19 protein-coding genes, 1 tRNA gene and 1 pseudogene are annotated in these 20,313 nt (G+C 56.2%); 13 read left to right on the forward strand and 8 right to left on the reverse strand.

All coding sequences use genetic code 11. The features are described from left to right. Position 1: 1 nt before the first annotated feature. On the forward strand, positions 2 to 691 hold the full coding sequence (gene trmH, locus CWR52_RS12025) for a tRNA (guanosine(18)-2'-O)-methyltransferase TrmH (RefSeq protein WP_048028145.1): 690 nt from the start codon (positions 2 to 4) through the stop codon (positions 689 to 691). Positions 692 to 694: 3 nt separating this feature from the next. Next, the gene (recG, locus tag CWR52_RS12030) at positions 695 to 2,776 is read left to right on the forward strand and encodes an ATP-dependent DNA helicase RecG (protein WP_104949762.1); all 2,082 of its coding nucleotides are present in this window, start codon (positions 695 to 697) and stop codon (positions 2,774 to 2,776) included. Between the two features lies 1 nt (position 2,777). Here recG and gltS read toward each other — a convergent pair whose 3' ends face one another. After that, positions 2,778 to 3,980, reverse strand: coding sequence for a sodium/glutamate symporter (gltS, locus tag CWR52_RS12035; protein WP_104949763.1), 1,203 nt, complete (start codon positions 3,978 to 3,980; stop codon positions 2,778 to 2,780). Positions 3,981 to 4,205: 225 nt separating this feature from the next. Here gltS and xanP point away from each other — a divergent pair, with 225 nt between their 5' ends. Together xanP and CWR52_RS12045 are read left to right on the forward strand one after the other, a co-directional pair. Next, positions 4,206 to 5,597 (forward strand): xanthine/proton symporter XanP, encoded by a 1,392-nt coding sequence (gene xanP / locus CWR52_RS12040; protein ID WP_104949764.1) that lies wholly within the window; start codon positions 4,206 to 4,208, stop codon positions 5,595 to 5,597. Positions 5,598 to 5,716: 119 nt separating this feature from the next. Then, positions 5,717 to 7,411: an AsmA family protein gene (locus tag CWR52_RS12045; RefSeq protein ID WP_104949765.1), complete on the forward strand. Its 1,695-nt coding sequence runs from the start codon at positions 5,717 to 5,719 to the stop codon at positions 7,409 to 7,411. An 84-nt stretch (positions 7,412 to 7,495) separates the two neighbouring features. Here the strand turns inward: CWR52_RS12045 and yicI are convergent, their stop codons facing one another. Both yicI and CWR52_RS12055 read right to left on the reverse strand, forming a co-directional pair. Continuing rightward, positions 7,496 to 9,814, reverse strand: coding sequence for an alpha-xylosidase (gene yicI / locus CWR52_RS12050; protein ID WP_104949766.1), 2,319 nt, complete (start codon positions 9,812 to 9,814; stop codon positions 7,496 to 7,498). Positions 9,815 to 9,826: 12 nt separating this feature from the next. Beyond that, a complete protein-coding gene (locus CWR52_RS12055) occupies positions 9,827 to 11,218 on the reverse strand; it encodes a glycoside-pentoside-hexuronide family transporter (protein WP_104949767.1) in 1,392 nt (463 codons plus the stop codon). 287 nt (positions 11,219 to 11,505) lie between these two features. Here CWR52_RS12055 and CWR52_RS12060 point away from each other — a divergent pair. Next, positions 11,506 to 11,600 (forward strand) — tRNA-Sec (locus CWR52_RS12060). Between the two features lie 71 nt (positions 11,601 to 11,671). Then, a complete protein-coding gene (locus tag CWR52_RS12065; protein ID WP_104949768.1) occupies positions 11,672 to 12,247 on the forward strand; it encodes a DUF6680 family protein in 576 nt (191 codons plus the stop codon). A gap of 6 nt (positions 12,248 to 12,253) precedes the next feature. Here CWR52_RS12065 and CWR52_RS12070 read toward each other — a convergent pair whose 3' ends face one another. Further along, positions 12,254 to 12,445 (reverse strand): toxin-antitoxin system HicB family antitoxin, encoded by a 192-nt coding sequence (locus CWR52_RS12070; protein ID WP_104949769.1) that lies wholly within the window; start codon positions 12,443 to 12,445, stop codon positions 12,254 to 12,256. Positions 12,446 to 12,581: 136 nt separating this feature from the next. Here CWR52_RS12070 and CWR52_RS12075 point away from each other — a divergent pair, with 136 nt between their 5' ends. From CWR52_RS12075 to CWR52_RS12095, 5 genes are all read left to right on the forward strand, one after another. Continuing rightward, on the forward strand, positions 12,582 to 12,923 hold the full coding sequence (locus CWR52_RS12075; RefSeq protein WP_104949770.1) for a SymE family type I addiction module toxin: 342 nt from the start codon (positions 12,582 to 12,584) through the stop codon (positions 12,921 to 12,923). Positions 12,924 to 13,422: 499 nt separating this feature from the next. After that, the gene (locus CWR52_RS12080; RefSeq protein ID WP_104949771.1) at positions 13,423 to 14,118 is read left to right on the forward strand and encodes a hypothetical protein; all 696 of its coding nucleotides are present in this window, start codon (positions 13,423 to 13,425) and stop codon (positions 14,116 to 14,118) included. Further along, on the forward strand, positions 14,115 to 14,306 hold the full coding sequence (locus CWR52_RS12085) for a hypothetical protein (protein ID WP_060571989.1): 192 nt from the start codon (positions 14,115 to 14,117) through the stop codon (positions 14,304 to 14,306). Before CWR52_RS12080 ends, CWR52_RS12085 begins: the two co-directional genes overlap by 4 nt. Positions 14,307 to 14,329: 23 nt before the next feature. After that, a complete protein-coding gene (locus tag CWR52_RS12090) occupies positions 14,330 to 14,809 on the forward strand; it encodes an Hcp family type VI secretion system effector (RefSeq protein WP_023326420.1) in 480 nt (159 codons plus the stop codon). A 10-nt stretch (positions 14,810 to 14,819) separates the two neighbouring features. Further along, positions 14,820 to 15,404 carry a hypothetical protein gene (locus CWR52_RS12095; protein ID WP_252152157.1) on the forward strand — a complete coding sequence of 195 codons (585 nt, stop codon included), beginning with the start codon at positions 14,820 to 14,822 and terminating at the stop codon, positions 15,402 to 15,404. A gap of 32 nt (positions 15,405 to 15,436) precedes the next feature. Here CWR52_RS12095 and CWR52_RS12100 read toward each other — a convergent pair whose 3' ends face one another. The 4 genes and pseudogenes from CWR52_RS12100 to CWR52_RS12115 all read right to left on the reverse strand — a co-directional run bounded on the left by CWR52_RS12100 (position 15,437) and on the right by CWR52_RS12115 (position 18,933). Next, positions 15,437 to 15,880 carry a GNAT family N-acetyltransferase gene (locus CWR52_RS12100; protein WP_104949772.1) on the reverse strand — a complete coding sequence of 148 codons (444 nt, stop codon included), beginning with the start codon at positions 15,878 to 15,880 and terminating at the stop codon, positions 15,437 to 15,439. A gap of 139 nt (positions 15,881 to 16,019) precedes the next feature. Next, positions 16,020 to 17,160: pseudogene (locus CWR52_RS12105) on the reverse strand (IS481 family transposase). A 171-nt stretch (positions 17,161 to 17,331) separates the two neighbouring features. After that, positions 17,332 to 18,330: a class I SAM-dependent methyltransferase gene (locus CWR52_RS12110; protein ID WP_104949773.1), complete on the reverse strand. Its 999-nt coding sequence runs from the start codon at positions 18,328 to 18,330 to the stop codon at positions 17,332 to 17,334. Positions 18,331 to 18,408: 78 nt separating this feature from the next. Beyond that, the gene (locus CWR52_RS12115; RefSeq protein ID WP_045281336.1) at positions 18,409 to 18,933 is read right to left on the reverse strand and encodes a lipocalin family protein; all 525 of its coding nucleotides are present in this window, start codon (positions 18,931 to 18,933) and stop codon (positions 18,409 to 18,411) included. 117 nt (positions 18,934 to 19,050) lie between these two features. Here CWR52_RS12115 and CWR52_RS12120 point away from each other — a divergent pair, with 117 nt between their 5' ends. Together CWR52_RS12120 and uraH are read left to right on the forward strand one after the other, a co-directional pair. Then, entirely contained in the window at positions 19,051 to 19,776 is a 726-nt protein-coding gene (locus tag CWR52_RS12120; RefSeq protein ID WP_048030818.1) for a MerR family transcriptional regulator, read from the forward strand. Between the two features lie 122 nt (positions 19,777 to 19,898). Beyond that, positions 19,899 to 20,288, forward strand: coding sequence for a hydroxyisourate hydrolase (gene uraH, locus CWR52_RS12125; protein ID WP_104949774.1), 390 nt, complete (start codon positions 19,899 to 19,901; stop codon positions 20,286 to 20,288). Positions 20,289 to 20,313 lie beyond the last annotated feature (25 nt).

Raw genomic sequence — 20,313 nt, forward strand, 5'->3', positions numbered from 1 at the left:
TATGAATTCACAACGTTACGCGCGGATATGCGAAATGCTCGCCAGACGTCAGCCTGACCTGACGGTCTGCATGGAGCAGGTCCATAAACCGCATAACGTCTCTGCTATCGTTCGTACCGCCGATGCCGTCGGTGTGCATGAAGTGCACGCCGTCTGGCCGGGTCACCGGATGCGAACCATGGTCTCTGCGGCGGCAGGCAGTAACAGCTGGGTTTCCGTCAAATCTCACCAGACAATTGGCGAAGCCGTCTCACACCTGAAAGGGCGCGGGATGCAGATCCTTGCCACCAACCTGTCCGCTAAGGCCGTGGATTTCCGCGAGATCGACTACACCCGCCCGACCTGCATTTTGATGGGTCAGGAGAAAACCGGGATCACCCAGGAAGCGCTGGATCTGGCGGATCGGGACATCATCATTCCGATGATTGGCATGGTCCAGTCACTCAACGTCTCCGTGGCCTCCGCGCTCATTCTGTATGAAGCGCAGCGCCAGCGTCAGAACGCCGGCATGTACGAGCGCAGCAACAGCATGCTGCCGGAAGAGGAACAGCAGCGCCTGCTGTTTGAAGGTGGCTATCCAGTGCTGGCTCGCGTTGCGAAGCAGAAAAAATTGCCTTACCCCCACGTCAACGCGCAGGGCGAAATTGAAGCCGATGCCGAGTGGTGGGCCACCATGCAGTACGCCGGGTAAGCGATGAAAGGCCGCCTGCTGGATGCTATTCCGCTCAACAGCCTGACGGGCGTGGGCGCGGCGCAAAGCAATAAGCTGGCTAAAATTGGCCTGCACACGGTGCAGGATCTCCTGCTTCACCTCCCCCTGCGTTATGAAGACCGCACCCAGCTTTACAAGATTGGCGATCTCCTTCCCGCCATTTACGCCACCGTTGAAGGCGAAGTCCTGAACTGCAACATCACCTTCGGCGGACGCCGAATGATGACCTGCCAGATCAGCGACGGCACCGGCATTCTCACCATGCGTTTCTTCAACTTCAGCGCGGCGATGAAAAACAGCCTGGCGACAGGCCGCAGGGTGCTGGCCTATGGCGAAGCCAAACGCGGGAAATATGGCGCAGAGATGATCCACCCGGAGTACCGCGTGCAGGGCGATCTCAGCACGCCGGAGATGCAGGAGACGCTCACCCCGGTTTATCCGACGACCGAAGGCATCAAGCAGGCGACGCTGCGTAAGCTTACCGATCAGGCACTGGAGCTGCTGGATACCTGCGCCATTACCGAGCTGCTGCCGCCCGAGCTGGCACAGGGCATGATGAGCCTGCCCGAGGCGCTGCGTACCCTGCACCGTCCGCCGCCAACGCTGCAGCTCAGCGACTTAGAAAGCGGGAAACACCCTGCCCAACGGCGTCTTATCCTTGAGGAATTGCTGGCGCATAACCTGAGCATGCTGGCGCTTCGCGCTGGCGCGCAGCGTTTCCATGCCCAGCCATTAAGCCCGAATGATGTGCTCAAAGATAAGCTGCTGGCCTCGCTACCCTTTAAGCCCACCGGCGCGCAGGCGCGCGTCACCGCCGAGATTGAGCGCGATATGGCGCTCGACGTGCCGATGATGCGCCTGGTGCAGGGCGACGTAGGTTCAGGTAAAACGCTGGTTGCCGCTCTGGCCGCCCTGCGCGCGATTGCCCACGGTAAACAGGTGGCGCTGATGGCACCGACCGAACTGCTGGCGGAACAACACGCCAACAACTTCCGCGCCTGGTTCGCGCCGCTCGGGATTGAAGTCGGCTGGCTTGCCGGGAAGCAAAAAGGCAAAGCGCGCCTTGCGCAACAGGAGGCTATTGCCAGCGGGCAGGTGCAGATGATTGTCGGCACGCACGCCATCTTCCAGGAGCAGGTGCAGTTTAACGGTCTTGCGCTTGTGATTATCGACGAGCAGCACCGCTTCGGTGTGCATCAGCGTCTGGCATTATGGGAGAAAGGCCTGCAGCAGGGCTTCCACCCGCATCAGCTGATCATGACCGCCACGCCGATCCCGCGCACCCTGGCGATGACGGCTTACGCCGATCTGGATACCTCCACCATCGACGAACTCCCCCCGGGTCGTACGCCGGTCACAACGGTTGCCATTCCTGACACGCGTCGCAGCGATATCATCGACCGCGTGCGCAACGCCTGCACCCACGAAGGGCGTCAGGCCTACTGGGTCTGTACGCTGATTGAAGAGTCGGAACTGCTGGAAGCGCAGGCTGCCGAAGCCACGTGGGAAGAGCTTAAGCTGGCGCTGCCGGAGCTGAACGTGGGCCTGGTTCACGGACGCATGAAGCCTGCCGAAAAGCAGGCGGTGATGCAGTCGTTCAAACAGGGCGAGCTGCATTTGCTGGTCGCCACGACGGTGATTGAAGTGGGCGTGGATGTGCCGAACTCCAGCCTGATGATTATCGAAAACCCGGAGCGCCTGGGCCTTGCCCAGCTCCACCAGCTTCGCGGGCGCGTCGGCCGTGGCGCGGTAGCGTCCCACTGCGTCCTGCTCTACAAAGCCCCGCTCTCAAAAACCGCCCAGATGCGGTTGCAGGTGCTGCGCGACAGCAACGACGGTTTTATGATTGCGCAAAAAGACCTGGAGATCCGCGGCCCCGGTGAACTGCTGGGCACGCGTCAGACGGGGAACGCGGAATTCAAAGTCGCGGATTTGCTGCGCGATCAGGCCATGATCCCCGAGGTTCAGCGCCTCGCCCGCCACATTCATGAACGCTACCCCGAACAGGCGGCAGCGTTAATTGAGCGCTGGATGCCGGAAACCGAACGCTATTCCAACGCCTGATTCAGGCAAACATCGGCAGCATCAGGTACAGCTTAATCACCAGCGCGTTGACGATATCAATAAAGAACGCCCCGACCATCGGGACCACCAGAAACGCCATGTGCGATGGCCCGAAGCGTTCGGTGATCGCCTGCATGTTGGCGATAGCCGTTGGGGTGGCCCCCAGACCAAACCCGCAGTGACCCGCCGCCAGCACCGCCGCATCATAGTTTTTGCCCATCATCCGCCAGGTGACAAACATGGCGTACAGCGCCATAAACAGGGTCTGCACCGCCAGTATCGCCACCATTGGCAGCGCCAGCGAGGCCAGCTCCCACAGTTTGAGGCTCATCAGCGCCATCGCCAGGAACAGCGACAGGCAGACGTTGCCAAGTACCGACACCGCCCGTTCAAACACGCGGTAGAAGCCCATCAGCGCCAGACCGTTGCTCAGGATCACCCCGATAAACAGCACGCAAACAAACGTCGGCAGTTCAAACGCGGAGCCCGCCAGCCATTGCGCAACCACTTTACCCACGGTCAGACAGATGGCGATCATCGCAATGGTTTCAATCAGCACCAGCGAGGTAATGCTGCGCCCGACGTCCGGCTTTTCAAATGCGGTCGGCACCAGCTCATCGTCCGGCCTGCCGTCCGGCGTGGTGGAATGCTTCACCAGATAGCGAGCCACCGGGCCGCCAATCAGGCCACCCAGCACCAGACCAAAGGTCGCGCAGGCCATCGCCACTTCCGTCGCGTTTTCAAACCCGTAGCGCTCGATGAACAGCTTGCTCCATGCGGCTCCGGTACCGTGACCGCCCGAAAGGGTAATGGACCCCGCCAGCAGCCCCATCAGCGGGTCCAGCCCCAGCAAGGTCGCCATGCCGATACCAATCGCGTTTTGCATCAGCAGCAGCCCCACCACCACAATCAAAAATACACCAAGCACCTTACCGCCCGCCCGCAGGCTCACCAGGTTGGCATTCAGGCCGATGGTGGCAAAGAAGGCCAGCATCAGCGGGTCTTTCAGGGACATATCAAAATCGATTTCCCAGCCCATGCTTTTTTTCAGCACCAGCAGGGCCAGCGCCACCAGCAGGCCGCCAGCGACAGGTTCAGGAATGGTGTATTTTTTCAGAAGGGAAACGCTATGTACCAGCTTACGGCCAAGCAGTAACACCAGCGTTGCGGCAACAAGGGTCGACAACGTATCGAGATGAATCATAGAAGGCTCCTTTTTTGCGCGTGTTCCATACACACGCGGCGTTATCCTGGGCCGGTTTGCGCTCTTCATGAGCTTCCGGCGCAAAAAGTGTAATTTTTTTTCCTCACCGGATGTAGAAAACCTGCTCACAGCGGCAGATTTTCTTCTCTTTTTTTGCTGGCAATCGTTTGCTTTTACCAGGTGGTCAGATAAAATGCCCGCTTTTCCACCGTGGGATTGCCGCCGATGTCCGTTAACACCATAGAGTCGCCTGATGCGCAACCGATTGCGCAGAAGCAAAATAGCGAACTGATTTACCGCCTTGAAGACCGCCCGCCGCTGCCGCAGACGCTTTTCGCCGCCTGCCAGCATCTTCTGGCGATGTTTGTTGCGGTGATCACCCCGGCGCTGCTGATCTGTCAGGCGCTCGGTTTACCGGCGCAGGACACGCAGCACATTATCAGCATGTCTCTTTTTGCCTCCGGCGTGGCCTCGATTATTCAAATTAAAGCGTGGGGTCCGGTGGGGTCGGGATTATTGTCGATTCAGGGCACCAGCTTTAACTTCGTGGCACCGCTTATCATGGGCGGTACGGCCCTGAAAACCGGCGGTGCGGATGTCCCGACCATGATGGCGGCGCTGTTCGGCACGCTGATGCTGGCCAGCTGTACGGAAATGGTGATATCCCGCGTTCTGCATCTGGCTCGCCGCGTTATCACCCCGCTGGTTTCCGGCGTCGTCGTGATGATTATCGGCCTGTCGCTGATTCAGGTGGGCCTTACTTCCATCGGTGGCGGCTATGCCGCGATGAGCGACCACACCTTCGGCGCGCCGAAAAACCTGCTGCTGGCAGGCGTCGTGCTGGCCATCATTATTCTGCTTAACCGTCAGCGTAACCCTTACCTGCGCGTCGCCTCGCTGGTGATCGCCATGGCGGCGGGTTACCTGCTGGCCTGGGCGCTGGGTATGCTGCCGGAAAACACCGCGCCGACCAACAGCGCGATGATCGCTGTCCCCACGCCGCTGTACTACGGTCTGGGCATTGACTGGGGCCTGCTCCTGCCGCTGATGCTGGTCTTTATGATCACCTCTCTGGAGACCATCGGCGACATCACCGCCACCTCCGACGTCTCCGAGCAGCCCGTTTCCGGCCCGCTGTACATGAAGCGCCTGAAAGGCGGCGTGCTGGCAAACGGTCTGAACTCGTTTGTCTCTGCGGTCTTCAACACCTTCCCGAACTCCTGCTTCGGTCAGAACAACGGCGTGATCCAGCTGACCGGCGTGGCCAGCCGCTACGTTGGCTTCGTGGTGGCGCTGATGTTGATCGTCCTCGGCCTGTTCCCGGCGGTGAGCGGCTTTGTGCAGCACATTCCCGAGCCGGTGCTGGGCGGCGCAACGCTGGTGATGTTCGGGACGATCGCGGCCTCCGGCGTGCGTATCGTCTCCCGCGAGCCGCTGAACCGCCGCGCGATCATGATTATCGCGCTGTCGCTGGCCGTCGGTCTGGGCGTTTCTCAGCAACCGCTGATCCTGCAGTTTGCCCCGGACTGGGTGAAAAATCTGCTCTCTTCCGGCATTGCCGCAGGCGGTATCACCGCTATCGTGCTGAACCTCGTTTTCCCGCCTGAGAAAAATTGATTTCTCTCACGGCAGGCAGTCAATGCCTGCCGTGACATCTAATTACACCATTCCCGCCTTGAGGATTGCGCATAAATCGTGCATAACTCCCTTATGTGCGTTTTGCGGGATGGAAGACCATGAAATTTATTGGAAAGCTACTCGTCTATCTTCTGGTAGCCCTGCTCATTGTGATGCTGGCGCTCTATATTCTGCTCCAGACCCGCTGGGGTGCGGCTCAGGTCAGCAGCTGGGTTACGGTGAATACCAACTACGAACTCAGTTTCGACAAGATGAATCACCGCTTTTCGTCGCCTTCCCACCTCATTCTGGAAAACGTCACCTTCGGTCGGGACGGAAAACCCGCCACCCTGGTAGCCAAAAAAGTCGATATTGGCCTGAGCAGCCGCCAGGTAACCGATCCGCTGCATATGGACACCATCACCCTGTTCGACGGCACGCTTAATCTCTCCCCGCAGACCGCGCCGCTGCCTTTCCAGGCGGATCGCCTGCAGTTGAACAACATGGCGTTCAACAGCCCGAATACCGAATGGGATCTGAGCGCGCAGAAGGTGACGGGCGGCGTCAGCCCATGGCAGCCGGAAGCGGGCAACGTGCTGGGTAATCACGCGCAGATTCAGATGAGCGCAGGCTCGCTGACCCTGAACGGCGTACCGGCCACCAACGTGCTGATCGAGGGCCAGCTTAACGGCAAGGAGGTGGTGCTGAACACGATTGGCGCCGATATGGCCCGCGGCTCACTCACCGGCTCCGCCCTGCGCAACGCCGACGGGAGCTGGATTATCGACACCATGCGCCTGAACGAGATCCGCCTGCAGAGCGATAAAACGCTGACCGCATTCTTCGCGCCGCTGGCCACCATTCCCTCTCTGCAGATTGGTCGTCTGGACGTGACCGACGCCCGGCTTCAGGGCCCGGACTGGGCGGTGACCGATCTCGATTTAAGCCTGCGCAACCTGACGCTAAGCAAAGGCGACTGGCAGAGCCAGGAGGGCCGCCTGTCGATGAACGCCAGCGAGTTTATCTACGGCTCGCTGCATCTGTTTGACCCGATCCTGAATGCGGAGTTTTCCCCGCAGGGCATGGCGCTGCGTCAGTTCACCTCCCGCTGGGAAGGCGGCATGGTGCGCACCTCCGGCAACTGGCTGCGCGACGGTAAAGCGCTGGTGCTGGACGATGTTGCCATCGCCGGGCTGGAGTACACCCTGCCGCAGAACTGGAAAACGCTGTGGATGGCGCCGCTGCCGGAATGGCTGAACAGCGTCACGCTGCAAAAATTCGGCCTGAGCCGTAACCTGGTGATCGACATCGATCCTGCCTTCCCGTGGCAGATCACTTCTCTGGATGGCTATGGCGCAAACCTGCAGCTGGTGAAAGATCGCCAGTGGGGCGTCTGGGGCGGCAGCGCGACCCTGAACGGCGCGGCGGCAACCTTTAACCGCGTCGACGTGCGCCGCCCGTCGCTGGCGCTGAATGCCAACGCCGCCACGGTGAATATTACCGACCTCAGCGCGTTTACCGAAAAAGGCATTCTGGAAGCAACGGCGACGGTTTCTCAGCTTCCGCAGCGGCAGACTACGGTGAGCCTGAACGGGCGCGGCGTACCGCTCAACGTGCTGCAGCAGTGGGGCTGGCCCGCGCTGCCGATTGCAGGCGACGGCAATGTTCAGCTCACCGCCAGCGGCAGCGTGCAGGCCAGTGCGCCGCTGAAGCCAACGGTGAATGGGAAGCTGAGCGCGGTGAATATGGATAAGCAGCAGGTAGAGCAGACGATGACGGGCGGGGTGGTGTCGGCGGGGGCGCCGGCACAGTAAAAAGCCGGGTGGCGGCTTCGCCTTACCCGGCCTACGATCCCATGTAGGCCCGGTAAGCGAAGCGCCACCGGGCATTTTTCCAGCTCAGAGGTAAACCACCACCTCATTCCCCTCCGCTTTCACCACAACACCCCACTCGCTGCCCGCGTGTGAACCACCCTTCACGCCGCTCACTTTCTGCACGTTGCGCAAGCATACCGACCAGTTTTGCGCGTCTCCCGCGCCGGTGAAGGTCACGATGTCGCCCCGACGTGACGCCTTCAGCGTAAACACCACGGAGCCGTCCGCCGCAGGCACTTCGCTCACCGCCGTTGCGCCATCATCCAGGTTAAACAGCTGGAAGGCCGTCCCCTCGTGCCACGCGTAGTCGGGCTTCTGGTTATTATTGCCCAGCGCCAGCAGCGTGTTGTCGCGCACGTAGACCGGCAGGCTCATGAAATCGTGCTGCTGCTTATGCCAGCGGCTGCCCTGGATTTCGTCGTTGTGCCACAGGTGCGTCCAGCGCCCTTCCGGCAGGTAGAACTGCACGTCGCCCGCCTCGGAGAACACCGGCGCCACCATTAACGAATCCCCCAGCATGTACTGACGGTCGAGGTAATCGCACGCCGGATCGTCCGGGAACTCCAGCATCATCGCCCGCAGCATCGGCGTGCCGAACTCGCGGGCCAGCGTCGCCTGACGGTAAAGATACGGCATCAGCTGGCACTTCAGCTGCGTGAAGTGGCGCACCACGTTGCAGGACTCGTCATCGTACGCCCACGGCACGCGGTAGGATTTGCTGCCGTGCAGGCGGCTGTGGCTGGAGAACAACCCGAACGCGCACCAGCGCTTGTAGACGTGCGCCGGGGCGGTGTTTTCGAACCCGCCGATATCGTGGCTCCAGAAACCGAAGCCGGACAGGCCAATCGACAGCCCGCCGCGCAGGCTTTCCGCCATCGATTCGTAGTTGGCGTAGCAGTCACCACCCCAGTGCACCGGGAACTGCTGTGCCCCCACGGACGCGGAGCGGGCAAACAGCACCGCCTCTTCTTCCCCCACCGTCTCTTTCAGCACGTTCCACACCAGCTCGTTATAGATGTAGGCGTAATGGTTGTGCATCTTCTGCGGATCGGACCCGTCAAACCACTGCACGTCCGTCGGAATACGCTCGCCGAAGTCGGTCTTGAAGCAGTCGACGCCGATATCGACCAGGCCTTTAAGCTTGTCGGCATACCACCGGCACGCGTCCGGATTGGTGAAGTCGTAAATCGCCAGCCCCGGCTGCCATTTGTCCCACTGCCACAGGGAGCCGTCAGGGCGCTTGAGCAGGTAGCCCTTCTCTTTCAGCTCCCGGAAGATCGGGGATTTCTGGCCAATGTACGGGTTTATCCACACGCAGACCTTCAGCCCTTTCTCTTTCAGGCGGCGGATCATCCCTTCCGGGTCCGGGAAGGTCACCGGGTCCCACTCGAAGTCGCACCACTGGAAGGCCTTCATCCAGAAGCAGTCGAAGTGGAACACGTGCAGCGGCAGGTCGCGCTCGGCCATGCCGTCGATAAAGCTGTTCACCGTCGCTTCGTCGTAATTGGTGGTGAACGAGGTGGTCAGCCACAGGCCGAACGACCAGGCAGGCGGCAGCGCCGGACGCCCGGTGAAGCGGGTATAACGGTTCAGCACCTCTTTCGGCGTCGGGCCGTCGATCACGAAGTACTCCAGATATTCCCCTTCCACGCTGAACTGCACCTTAGAGACTTTCTCGGAGCCGACTTCAAACGAGACGTTTTCCGGATGATTCACCAGCACGCCGTAGCCGCGGTTGGTCAGGTAGAACGGGATATTTTTGTAGGACTGCTCGGTGCTGGTGCCGCCGTCGCGGTTCCAGGTTTCGACCGTCTGGCCGTTGCGCACCAGCGCGGTAAAGCGCTCGCCCAGGCCGTAGACCGTCTCCCCTACGCCCAGATCCAGACGTTCGAACACGTAATTGCAATCGGTATTGCTGTCCTGCACGTAGCCGTTGTTTTTCAGCTGGCTGCCGGTAATGCGCTGGCCATTGCGCAGGAAATCCAGCGCCCAGAACTCGCCTTTGGTGACGCGCACGCTAACGCTGCCGCTTTTCAGCTCGGCAAACTCGGCGTTGTTTTCAATCTCTACCTTCACGTCTTTCAGAACGTTCAGCGGATAGTGCGGGCCGTTGTTCAGCGCGCCCTGGAAGTGCTCAATGCGCACCCCGACAATGCCTTCCTGCGGGGCAAACAGGCGCACCGTGAACATCAACGTGTCGAGCTGCCAGGTGCGTTCGCGCACGTCACGCGGCGCCACGTACACCACCAGGTCATTGCCCTGCTGCTCCACGTCGAACACCTGCACCGGACAGGTCACGTTCAGGCCCGGTTGAATAAGCCAGTTTCCATCACTGATTTTCATACTCTCGTCCTCTTAGTTCTGCAATTCTTTGCTGACCGGCAGGGTTTCAAACTCCTGCTGATTGCGGCGCGCGCCCTGCGCCAGCTCGCCCATGATTTTTGTCAGGAAAGGGGTTTTCAGCGTGTAGTAGCGTTTGGCGATGATGGCGCTCAGCACGTAGCAGACCGCCGGGGCCAGGGTAAACAGGCCGATAATGATGCTGATGGTCGCGCTGTTCTGGGTTTTGGCCGCCGCGTCATAGCCGCCGCCTGCCAGCATCCAGCCGATCATCGCCCCGCCCAGCGCCAGGCCGAGCTTCAGCACGAACAGCGTGCCTGCAAAGCTGATGCCGGTCAGGCGCTTGCCGTTGGTCCATTCACCGTAGTCGACGGTATCGGACATCATTACCCACTGGATCGGCGTCACCAGCTGGTGCAGCACGCCAATGACGAAGATAAAGGCGAACATCAGCACCGTGGCATGCATCGGCACGAAGAACATCGCCACGCTGACCACCGCCAGCGCGGCGTTGGTCCACCAGAAGATGCTGACCTTGCACTTCCAGTCGGTGAGCGGTTTCGCCAGCGCGGAGCCGATCAGGTTGCCGACGCAGTAGGTGGTGAGGAACGCGACGAACACCTCCGGCGAGCCCATGATCCAGGTGCAGTAGTACATCATCGCCCCGCCGCGCACGCAGACGGCGAGGATGTTGAGGATGGTGAGCACGCCAACGATGCGCCACTGGTCGTTGTGCCAGATGTCGCGCAGGTCTTCCCGCATGGAGGTGGTGCTCGGCGGCACCTGGATGCGCTCTTTGGTGGTGAAGAAGCAGAACGCCAGCATCAGGAATGCGACCACTGACAGCACGGCGATCCCGCCCTGGAAGCCGAACGCCTTATCGTCGCCGCCAATCAGGTTTACCAGCGGCATCATCAGCACCGTGGAGAGCATGCCGCCCGCCGTCGCCAGCACGAAGCGCCATGACTGGAGGGAGATACGTTGCGTCGGGTCGTTGGTGATCACGCCGCCGAGCGCGCAGTACGGGATGTTGACCACGGTATAGAGCAGAGTCAGCAGCGTGTAGGTCACGGCGGCATAAACCATTTTGCCGTTGAGGCTGAGGTCCGGCGTGGTGTAGGCCAGCACGCAGACGATGCCGAACGGGATCGCGCCGAACAAAATCCACGGTCGGAACTTGCCCCAGCGGCTGCGGGTACGGTCGGCAATCAGCCCCATGCACGGGTCGGAGATCGCATCCAGCGCGCGCGCCAGCAGGAACATGGTGCCGACAAACCCGGCGGGAATGCCGAAGATATCGGTGTAGAAAAACATCATGTACAACATAACGTTATCAAAAATGATGTGGCTGGCGGCGTCTCCCATGCCGTAGCCAATCTTCTCTTTTACTGACAATACTTCGCTCATCTTTTTATCCTTCACGCTGTAGGGGGCGCTGAGACCGGTTACAGTTTTTTAAACCATTGTTTCAGGAGCGGGTATTGCGTTTTCTGGTTAGCAGATTACGTTTCTTGTTTTTTGTGATCGCGGTAAATGTTGGGCAGCACGAAATGCTAACCTGAGGATTTTCTTAAGAATTAGCTGAAACAGGGGGGTTAAGGTCAAAAGAGAGGTGAAAAAAGTGGTGTGGGGTATGTGGTAAATGCATGAAAGTAGCTATAATGCGCCCCGCCTCCATGTAGCAATGTAGGCGCGGAAGATCGTCATCTCCGGTGAGGTGGCTGGACTTCAAATCCAGTTGGGGGCGCCAGCGTTCCCGGGCAGGTTCGACTCCTGTGATCTTCCGCCAAAAATGCTCATCTTATCTTCAAAAATTTATTTCATTTCAGTTGTCATAACCTTCAAAATTAAGGAAAAGACATGAACTGGGCACTGGCTATCGCTACTATCTTTGCAACTCTTTTCAGTCCCTTACTTGCAGTTAGAGTGCAAAAGATTATCGAAAAGCATTCAGAAAAAAGAAACATAAAAGTTAATATATTCACCGAGCTTATGGCAACACGATCAGCAGCGGCCCGCCTTTCCAATGAGCATGTCAGAGCCCTAAATATGATCGACCTAGCTTTTTATGGCGATATAAAAGGGAGTATAAGTAAAAGAACAAAATCAGAGAAAAAAGTCCTTGATGCATGGAAAGAATATTTCACTCATTTGTGTACACATTGCCCAGAAAATGAAAGTGGCAATACGTTGTGGAATCAGACTAGCGATAGACTTTTTGTGAATTTACTTTCTGTTATGGCTGAAGATATAGGTTACGATTTTGATCGGGTCCATTTGCAGAACGCAATTTATATACCTGTTGCGCATGGACAAATGAATTTAGATAACCAAAAAATTCGCAAAGGACTAGCTTCAATTTTTTCTGGTGAAACTGCATTAAAAATGGATGTCATTTCGTTTCCTGAAACATCTGATGGGCAAAAAACGTCATAAATTAACTTACATTTTTGGCTCAATACCTAGCTTTAGTAATTTATTTCTTCCCAAGGTTTTGAGCCAATTCCCCAAACTCATCCCTTCAGCCTTCGCAGCCTCCTCAAACTGCGCCTTCAACTCCGGCGTAATACGGATCTGAAACGTCGGTGCTTTTCCGGATTTAGATTTGTTAGGGTCGCGTTTAACTGTTGACATGTACGTACCTACAAGAGCAAGATATCTTCACTGAGGTACGTACCTTAACATACGAAAACCTCACATTGAAACGCCCTCGCCAGGTACTTGCAATACCGGACGAGAGCTAACCTCACCAACTATCAAGGAGTTGATTATGGCTGATTCGCATTCTACCCCAGACACCGACCAATCCGGAACCGAGCGTTCGTTAATTGTGGGATATCGCCCGAATGTTTTCGACAAATCCACGCCCAATATCATTCTGTCCGGCAAGTGGCTGCGCGCGGCGGGCTTTGATACCGGACAGCAGATCACGGTCAAGGTGATGAAAGGGTGCATAGTTCTGGTGGCGTATAACGAGCAGGAGCAGCGGTTGCAGGACGATTATAAACGGACGAAGGCAAAGCTCGTTGAGATAGAGAATGCACTCGCAGCGATTCAAATTCAGCATCCTGGAAAGCGCCTCGCAAAATCAAATACAAACCACCTGGCTTAGCGGCTTTTTCTGGCATACAACCAGCCAGGCGCGTTAGACGATGTAGATGGGGAGACGACATGCAGATAAAGACGCAACCCAATCTCCCTGTTCGAACCATCAATTAGCATCTCATAAAAAGATTTTCTGATGGCGAAATTGATCAGCATTCAACTATCCGGCAATTCCGGATAGTTGGCCAGGAAAGGAGACATCAAATTTCCAGTGAGAAATCACTACAATCTCAAAGCAACACTCGTAGTTACGCTCAGCTCGTGGCACCCAGTTTCACCTTTTCCGGCCATACGGCTAGTAAAATAATATACAACGGATCTAACCCCTTCATTCTCACGCTCATACAATATCTAAATTAATAGCCAACAATTATTCACAATAAATATAATACGAAGGTTAAAATATCTTTATTTTTTATTAAAGATAAATTATTGCGATATGCATCACAGCAGAACTACAATATTAATAGAAACTTGTGCCTATGTTTACTGTTAAAGGGTGCAATATGTATTATAGCGACTCATTAATAACATCAATAGATGCACATAAAATATTGGCTTTAAAGTTAGAACATGCCTTAACTGGCGTAAAAGATGAAGTATTAAAGCAAGCACAACTGTTAGATGATGGGGCAACACGATTAAGCTATCAACTTTCGTGCTTTACTGAAAACTATCAGGACGTATGTTTACGATTACGCAAAGAAGACTCCAGATTTTTGATAGGTATCGTCCAGTTAATAAAACACAGAGAAGTTATCTTTAAGATGCTCTATATTTATATTAAAAGTCTATTAAGCAACAAGAGTGAAAAAAGAATACATAACATACAACGAAATCTTATGTATTTAGGCATATCAATTTCATCATCGATGCTCTCCAGCCAGGCTTTTATATATTCGGCAACTATTGCAATTTGTAGTAGTGTTCATACCAACATTTGGATGAAAGAAAAGATCACATCGTTTTCTACTTATGCTGTCCTTGGTTTAAAAGTTTATAGCATCGTTGAGCAAGCATCCAGAAGCGCCAACCAGCTAAAAAATTATAATGCTTATTACTATAATCTCCTTTATCAGGAAGAGCTTGAAATGATGTTTTTCTTGATTGAGCCCATAATAATGAGGTCCCCCATACTTAACCAAGCCTATGCTTCAGACAGCGACATTGCATACGCGATTTCAAGGATGATAAAGGGATGATTAAAGCTATTAAAGACTGGCTAAAAGGCCAACTCATATTTTTCCTGAGAGGCGCAACTCCCCTTTTATTCGTCGTAATATTTGCACTATTTGCCGTAACCTGGCTACCCGAAAAAATCGCAATGAATGCAACATGGTCAGTTGTAGTTATTGTAGGCCTCAATATCCTTTTACGTAAAAAAAGATAATTACTATTTAACAGGAGTAAATTATGTCAATTCCCGCACATCTGTGGTTGTTTGATGAAAATGGCTCGCCCATAGTTGGTCCATCCTTACTGCCAGCGAGATTAGGATCGTTTGAAATCCGTTCAGTTATCCATCAGGTATGGATCCCTGAGAGCTCGCATACTGGTCGTTTGACAGGCACGAGAGTTCATTCCCCCTTAAATTTGCATAAGGAATTTGATGCTGCAACGCCTGTTTTATATCGTGCTATGTGTGAAGGAAGAACATTAAAAAAAGCAGAATTGAAAATGTATCGAATTATTGACCAGGGCGTTGAGAGTGAGTATTTCAATATGATAATGGAGAACGTGAAGATCACCTCTATATCACCCCTGCTGCATCCCACCGGCTTGACGAGCACGCATCTCGAAGATATTCAACTCCGGTACGAGAAGATTACATGGAAGCATTGCGATGGGAACATTCTCTACACTGACGAATGGAATAACCGAGCTACGTATTAGGGTATCTAAAATGAAAGTACTGTTAATTTTGGCTGCACTTCTATTCCTGGTTCAAAATACATCAGCAGCCCAAATGTCCGGCTTCGCAGCCAGGTATTATCAGTATGATGGAACAACGTCGGAAGAACCCACAGAAGTGCCCCTCTATCCCACTATTACCATCGGTAAGAAAACCGTGCAAATGGAGGTTACTCATCTGGCAGACATCTCCAGCACACCAGTCAACAAAGACAGTTCCGCTCGTTGGTTCTGCCTTCATGACAACGATGGCACGAATTACTGGTTCATCTCGGATAACGAAATGGGTGCAGGATTGTTAACGGCACTAGCCATAGCCAGGGATGGGATTCATAAAGAGTGTGCAAAAACAACGGAAGCTGTCAAAGTCTCAGTCGCTAATGTTCCGTTGTTGAATGCTACTCACGGGAATTTAGTTGAACTGTTCGGCAATAAAGAGATCGCCAAAAAGAAAGCAATGCTTTTTTATCAGGAGACGCCAGTACAGAATGGATTCATCCAGAGTAATACGGTCTCTTATTCCTTCGATGGCGATAAAGTGCGTGGCGTAATCATCGGGCAAATTACCAGTAACTAGCTTGCAGACTCCCTCTCCACAGGGAGAGGGCGTTAAGCCTGCCCCCCCAACCGCATATGCAACAACGGAAACGGATTCCCCTGCCCGTCCCGTTCCGAGCGCCCGACCTGCTCAAACCCCATATGGCGATAAAATTCCACCCCCTGCGGATTCTGCTCATTCACATCGACTTCATTCGCGCCAAAGTCTGCGATGGCGTATTGCAGCAGCAGTTTACCAACGCCCTTCCCGCGGCTCGCGTCGTCAACAAATAGCATTTCAATGCGGTTTTCATCCACGCCTAAAAAGCCGTGAATAACGCCTGCGTTATCGCGAGCTATCACGACCTTGAGGTTAGGCAGGTAGGCGTTAAGCAATAACGGGCGCAGCGCCGCAATATCGCTTTCCTGTAAAAAGTGGTGGGTAGCGCGGACGGAGGATTCCCAGATGGCGACCAGGCGTTCGAAGTGTAAGGGGAGTGCGGTTTCTATTTTCATGGGGGGATCATGATTGGAAAACCAAATCCATTCAAGCAACTCTGTGCGCCTTGTTTCCCCCTCACCCTAACCCTAACCCTCTCCCTTGTACGGTCCGGGGACATGGTAGACAGGTGTTCGGGGACATGGTGAACACTTTTTAACATCCTTTACCCATGGTGATCGACTTTTTCTTCAGGTCGATCACCCCCACTTTTGTGCTGTACCACCACACCTCGTAGCGGCCGTCTTCCTGCATTTCCTTCAGCCCGACACGTTCTCCCCTGAACGCCTTGCCTGCGCTCAGACTGACACCCTGTATGCTCAGCTTTCCGCTGATATCCACTTTCCTGACCTTCACCCCTTCATCGTATTCAGGTGGCGTTACGCTGCCGCTGTACTGCCGCGCTGACGGCTGATACCGCGAGGCCGGTACCGCCATATCCAGCGCCTCGTGCGGGCGTTCAAGGTTATAGACCGTCCGCCAGTGGTCGAAGGCGCGCTGCAGTTCGCCCTCGTTCGCGAACCATTTTCCCTGCAGCACTTCCGACTTCAGGCTGCGGTGAAAACGCTCCAGCTTGCCCTGCGTCTGCGGATGATAAGGCCGGGAGTGCCCCACCCGGATACCCAGGCGCATCAGCCACAGCTCCAGCGCCGTCCAGGTGCCGGTGGTGTCGCCCCACGGGGCGCCGTTGTCCATTGTCATCCTGTCCGGCAGGCCGTAGCGTTCAAACACGCTGACCAGCTGCTGCTGCACGGTCTCTCGCCGTTCATCGGTACAGTGCGCCAGGCACAGGGAAAAACGGGAGTGGTCGTCCAGCAGGGTGAGCGGATGACAGCGGCCACCGCCAAAGGGAAAGTGGCCCTTAAAATCCATCTGCCAGAGCCGGTTCGGCGCGTCATGTTCGAAGCGTCCCGTGGCGGGAAAGCCCGGTGAAGTGCCCGGCAGCAGGCCGTGACGGGCCATCAGGTTATGAACGGTGCTGAAGGCGGATACGGTGCCCCTGGTCTTCAAGCCAGCGCTTAATCTTGCGTGCGCCCCAGCGTTCATGGCGGTCATGGGCCATACGCAGCAGGGCCGTGATGTCGTCAGATGAGCGGTTCGGGGAATGGTGCGGTATGCGCGGGCGGTCCTGAAGGCCGGAGGCACCTTCCTCCATCCAGCGACGAAGCCACTTGTAGCCGGTGGCAGGTGAAATGCCGAAGCGACGGCAGAGGGAACGGATGTTCGCCCCGTCCTGCGAGGCGAACAAAACAAACTCGGTACGTAATGACATGGTATCTCTCGCATCCCAGGGCATAAGCGACTCCATAGACGGGTTCTTATGCCTTAGTTGTAAGTGTCTACCATGTCCCCGAACAAGTGTTCACTATGTCCCCGGACCGTACACTCTCAAGGGAGAGGGGGTCGTCCGTGCTGGTATTATTTTGTGGGGATCCCTCAGCCCTCAAGCGAGAGGGAACCAACCGTGCTACGCTTTAATCTCCATCACCGCATACACCCCATCCTTCGGCACGACCACGGTGACGTTTTCCACCGGCACGCCCGCCGCAAGATGGATATCCTGCAGCTGCTGTAACGATCTCGGGTAAATATCCTCCCAGCCGATCCCGCGCAGCACAAAGTCAATGTGCGGGCTACTGGTCAGCATGTTCGACACAATCACCGCACCGCCGGGCTTGACCAGCCGCAGCGCCCGCTGGAGAAAAATCACCGCGTCGGTATCGTTGAAGTATTCAAAAATCCCCAGCGCGTCGACCAGTTCAGCCTGATGCTCGCCCAGCTCCAGCAGCAGGTCCTCGTTACGCACCAGCGTATGGAGCAGGTTGCGCCTGAGCAGCGTCAGCTGTTCGCCCACCACAATGCCTTCCTGCGCCGCCATGGTTTCCGCCCAGCTCAGCGCTACGGGGTCTTTGTCCACCAGCGTGAGATAGACCTGCTGGCCATCAAGCTTTGCTTCACGCAGCGCCTCCAGCACGGGGATTGCAGCGCCGCTCGCGAGGCTGACCCAGTTGTTCTCGCTCTCATTGTGAATGTACTTATCCACCAGCGCGGCCAGCACCCGGGCGCGGGAACGCACGCCGATGGCATCATTTGCGTGGATAAACCACTGGCGGCTGTCGCTGTCCATTTTTGTTCCATCGGGCAGGCGGTCTTCCAGCGGGTTTTGCACCACAAACAGCGCCAGCGCGGAGGGGACCAGTCGGGTGCGCCACGCGGTGAGGGCCGGGCGGTTACGGAAGGCCTGTTCGGAATAGCGGTTCTGCGGAACAAGCACGGCCTGCCCCCCTTCGTCGTATTCCACCCTCGGCGGCAGGAGCGCTGGCTCGGCTTTCAGGGCGCGGTCAAGGGAGGCGATCTCACGAGCAGCATCGTCTTTCATCGGCCACTGGTCGCTGACGTCGGGAAATGACGCGCTGAAAATCGTCATATTTTCCGGTGCATCGCCGCGAAAAGGCTGCCAGTTCATGTCGTCTTCCCTCCGTTAGGCTTTTAACGGAAGTCTATCCAGGCGAGCCAGTAATGCCCCAGGAAGAAAGCACGATTTTTATTGCTTCACCCACACCAGCTGGTCAACCCGGAAGCCCAGACTGCGCGCGGTATTCAGGTAATCCTGCTTCACCGCATCCGGGATGGTTGGCGTGCGCGACAGGATCCACAGGTAGTCGCGGTTTGGGCCGCTGACCAGCGCGTACTGGTACTTATCGTCCAGTTTGATCACGTTATAGCCGCCGTAGAACGGGCCGAAGAAGGAGACCTTCAGCGCGGCCGTGGTCGGTTCGCCGGTAAAGTACGCTTTCCCCTCGCTCTCGTTCCACTTGTTCTTCACCGGATCGTAGCCCCGGTTGAGCACGCTAATACCGCCGTCGCTGCGCTTGCCGTAGGTCGCCGTCACCTGCTCCAGACCGCGTTCGAAGCGGTTTTCCAGACGGGCGACTTCGTACCATTTGCCGAGATAGCGGCTGGCGTCAAAGTGGGTAATAGGCTGCACGCCTTTCGGCGGCGTGGGGGATTTACAGGCAACCAGGGTCAAAGCAATCGCAACACCGGTCACAACAGGCCATAGCTTCATGAGAATTCCTTTCATTTGCACGGTTGGATGTTAAGTGTAGTGCACCGTTTCGGCGCTTCATCCCGTTCGGGAAAATTCGTAGTATATTGAGAGTATTCCTCCACTCTGGACACGGACATGGCTTACTCCATCGGCGAATTCGCCAGACTCAGCGGCATCACCGCCACCACCCTGCGGGCGTGGCAGCGTCGCTATGGTTTACTCAAGCCACAGCGCACGGAAGGCGGCCATCGCCAGTACAGCGATGAGGACGTCCAGCAGGCGCTCAAAATCCTCGACTGGGTAAAAAAAGGCGTCCCGATCGGCCAGGTCAAGCCGCTGCTGGAACGCCCGACGCCGGGACGGACCAACAACTGGCAAACCCTGCAGCAGAACATGCTGCAACGCCTGCAGGACGGCAAAGTCGAGTCCCTGCGCCAGATGATTTACGACGCCGGACGCGAGTACCCAAGACCCGAGCTGGTCGCGAACGTGCTGCGCCCGCTGCGCAGCCAGGTATCCGCCAACGTGGCCGCCGCCATGACCCTGCGCGCAATCCTCGACGGCATCATCATCGCCTACACCTCGTTTTGTCTCGAGGGTGATAAAAAAGCGCCGGGCGATAATATTCTGCTCAGCGGCTGGCACCTGAACGACGCCTGCGAGATCTGGCTCGAAGCCTTAACGCGCACCGGACAGGGACACCGAATCGACATTCTGCCCTCGCCTCCGGCCGCGCTGGCCCCGGAAATTTTCCCGGAGCGCAAATGGCTTCTGGTCACCAGCGGCAAGCTCACCGCGGCGCGGAAAAAGCAGGTGGAGCAGTGGCAGCAGCAGGTATCGCTTGAAGTGATTATCCTCTGATCATTTTCTCCTGCGGGAATCTTCACGAAAAGTTGAATATTTTCCCGCGCCGCAGATGCTAACGTTTTCCTGTGACGAATAACTCCACAGGAAAACACCATGAAAAAACTACCCCTCTGCTGATGCTGGCCGCGATGGCCTTTACCCCTGCCGCCTTTAGCGCCGCTCCTGCTGGCACCCTGAGCGTACACATCCTCGACCAGCAAACCGGCACGCCTCCACCGGGCGTCACCGTCACGCTGGAAAAGCAGCAGCAGGACAAATGGACCCCGATTGCCAGCGGCAAAACAGACCAGGACGGACGCATCAAATCGCTCTATCCGCAGGACCAGGACATGCAGCCTGGCGTGTATAAAGTGACCTTCAAAACCGCAGAGTACTTCCACGGCAAAAAGCTGGACTCCTTCTTCCCGGAGATTCCGGTGCTGTTTACCGTGACCCGCACCAACGAGAAGCTGCACATCCCGCTTCTGCTGAGCCAGTACGGTTACTCGACCTATAAGGGCAGCTAAGACGCATTGATTCTAAAGGAATAAA

The sequence above is a fragment of the Enterobacter sp. SGAir0187 genome, from assembly GCF_002952735.2.
Taxonomy (GTDB): domain Bacteria; phylum Pseudomonadota; class Gammaproteobacteria; order Enterobacterales; family Enterobacteriaceae; genus Enterobacter; species Enterobacter quasiroggenkampii.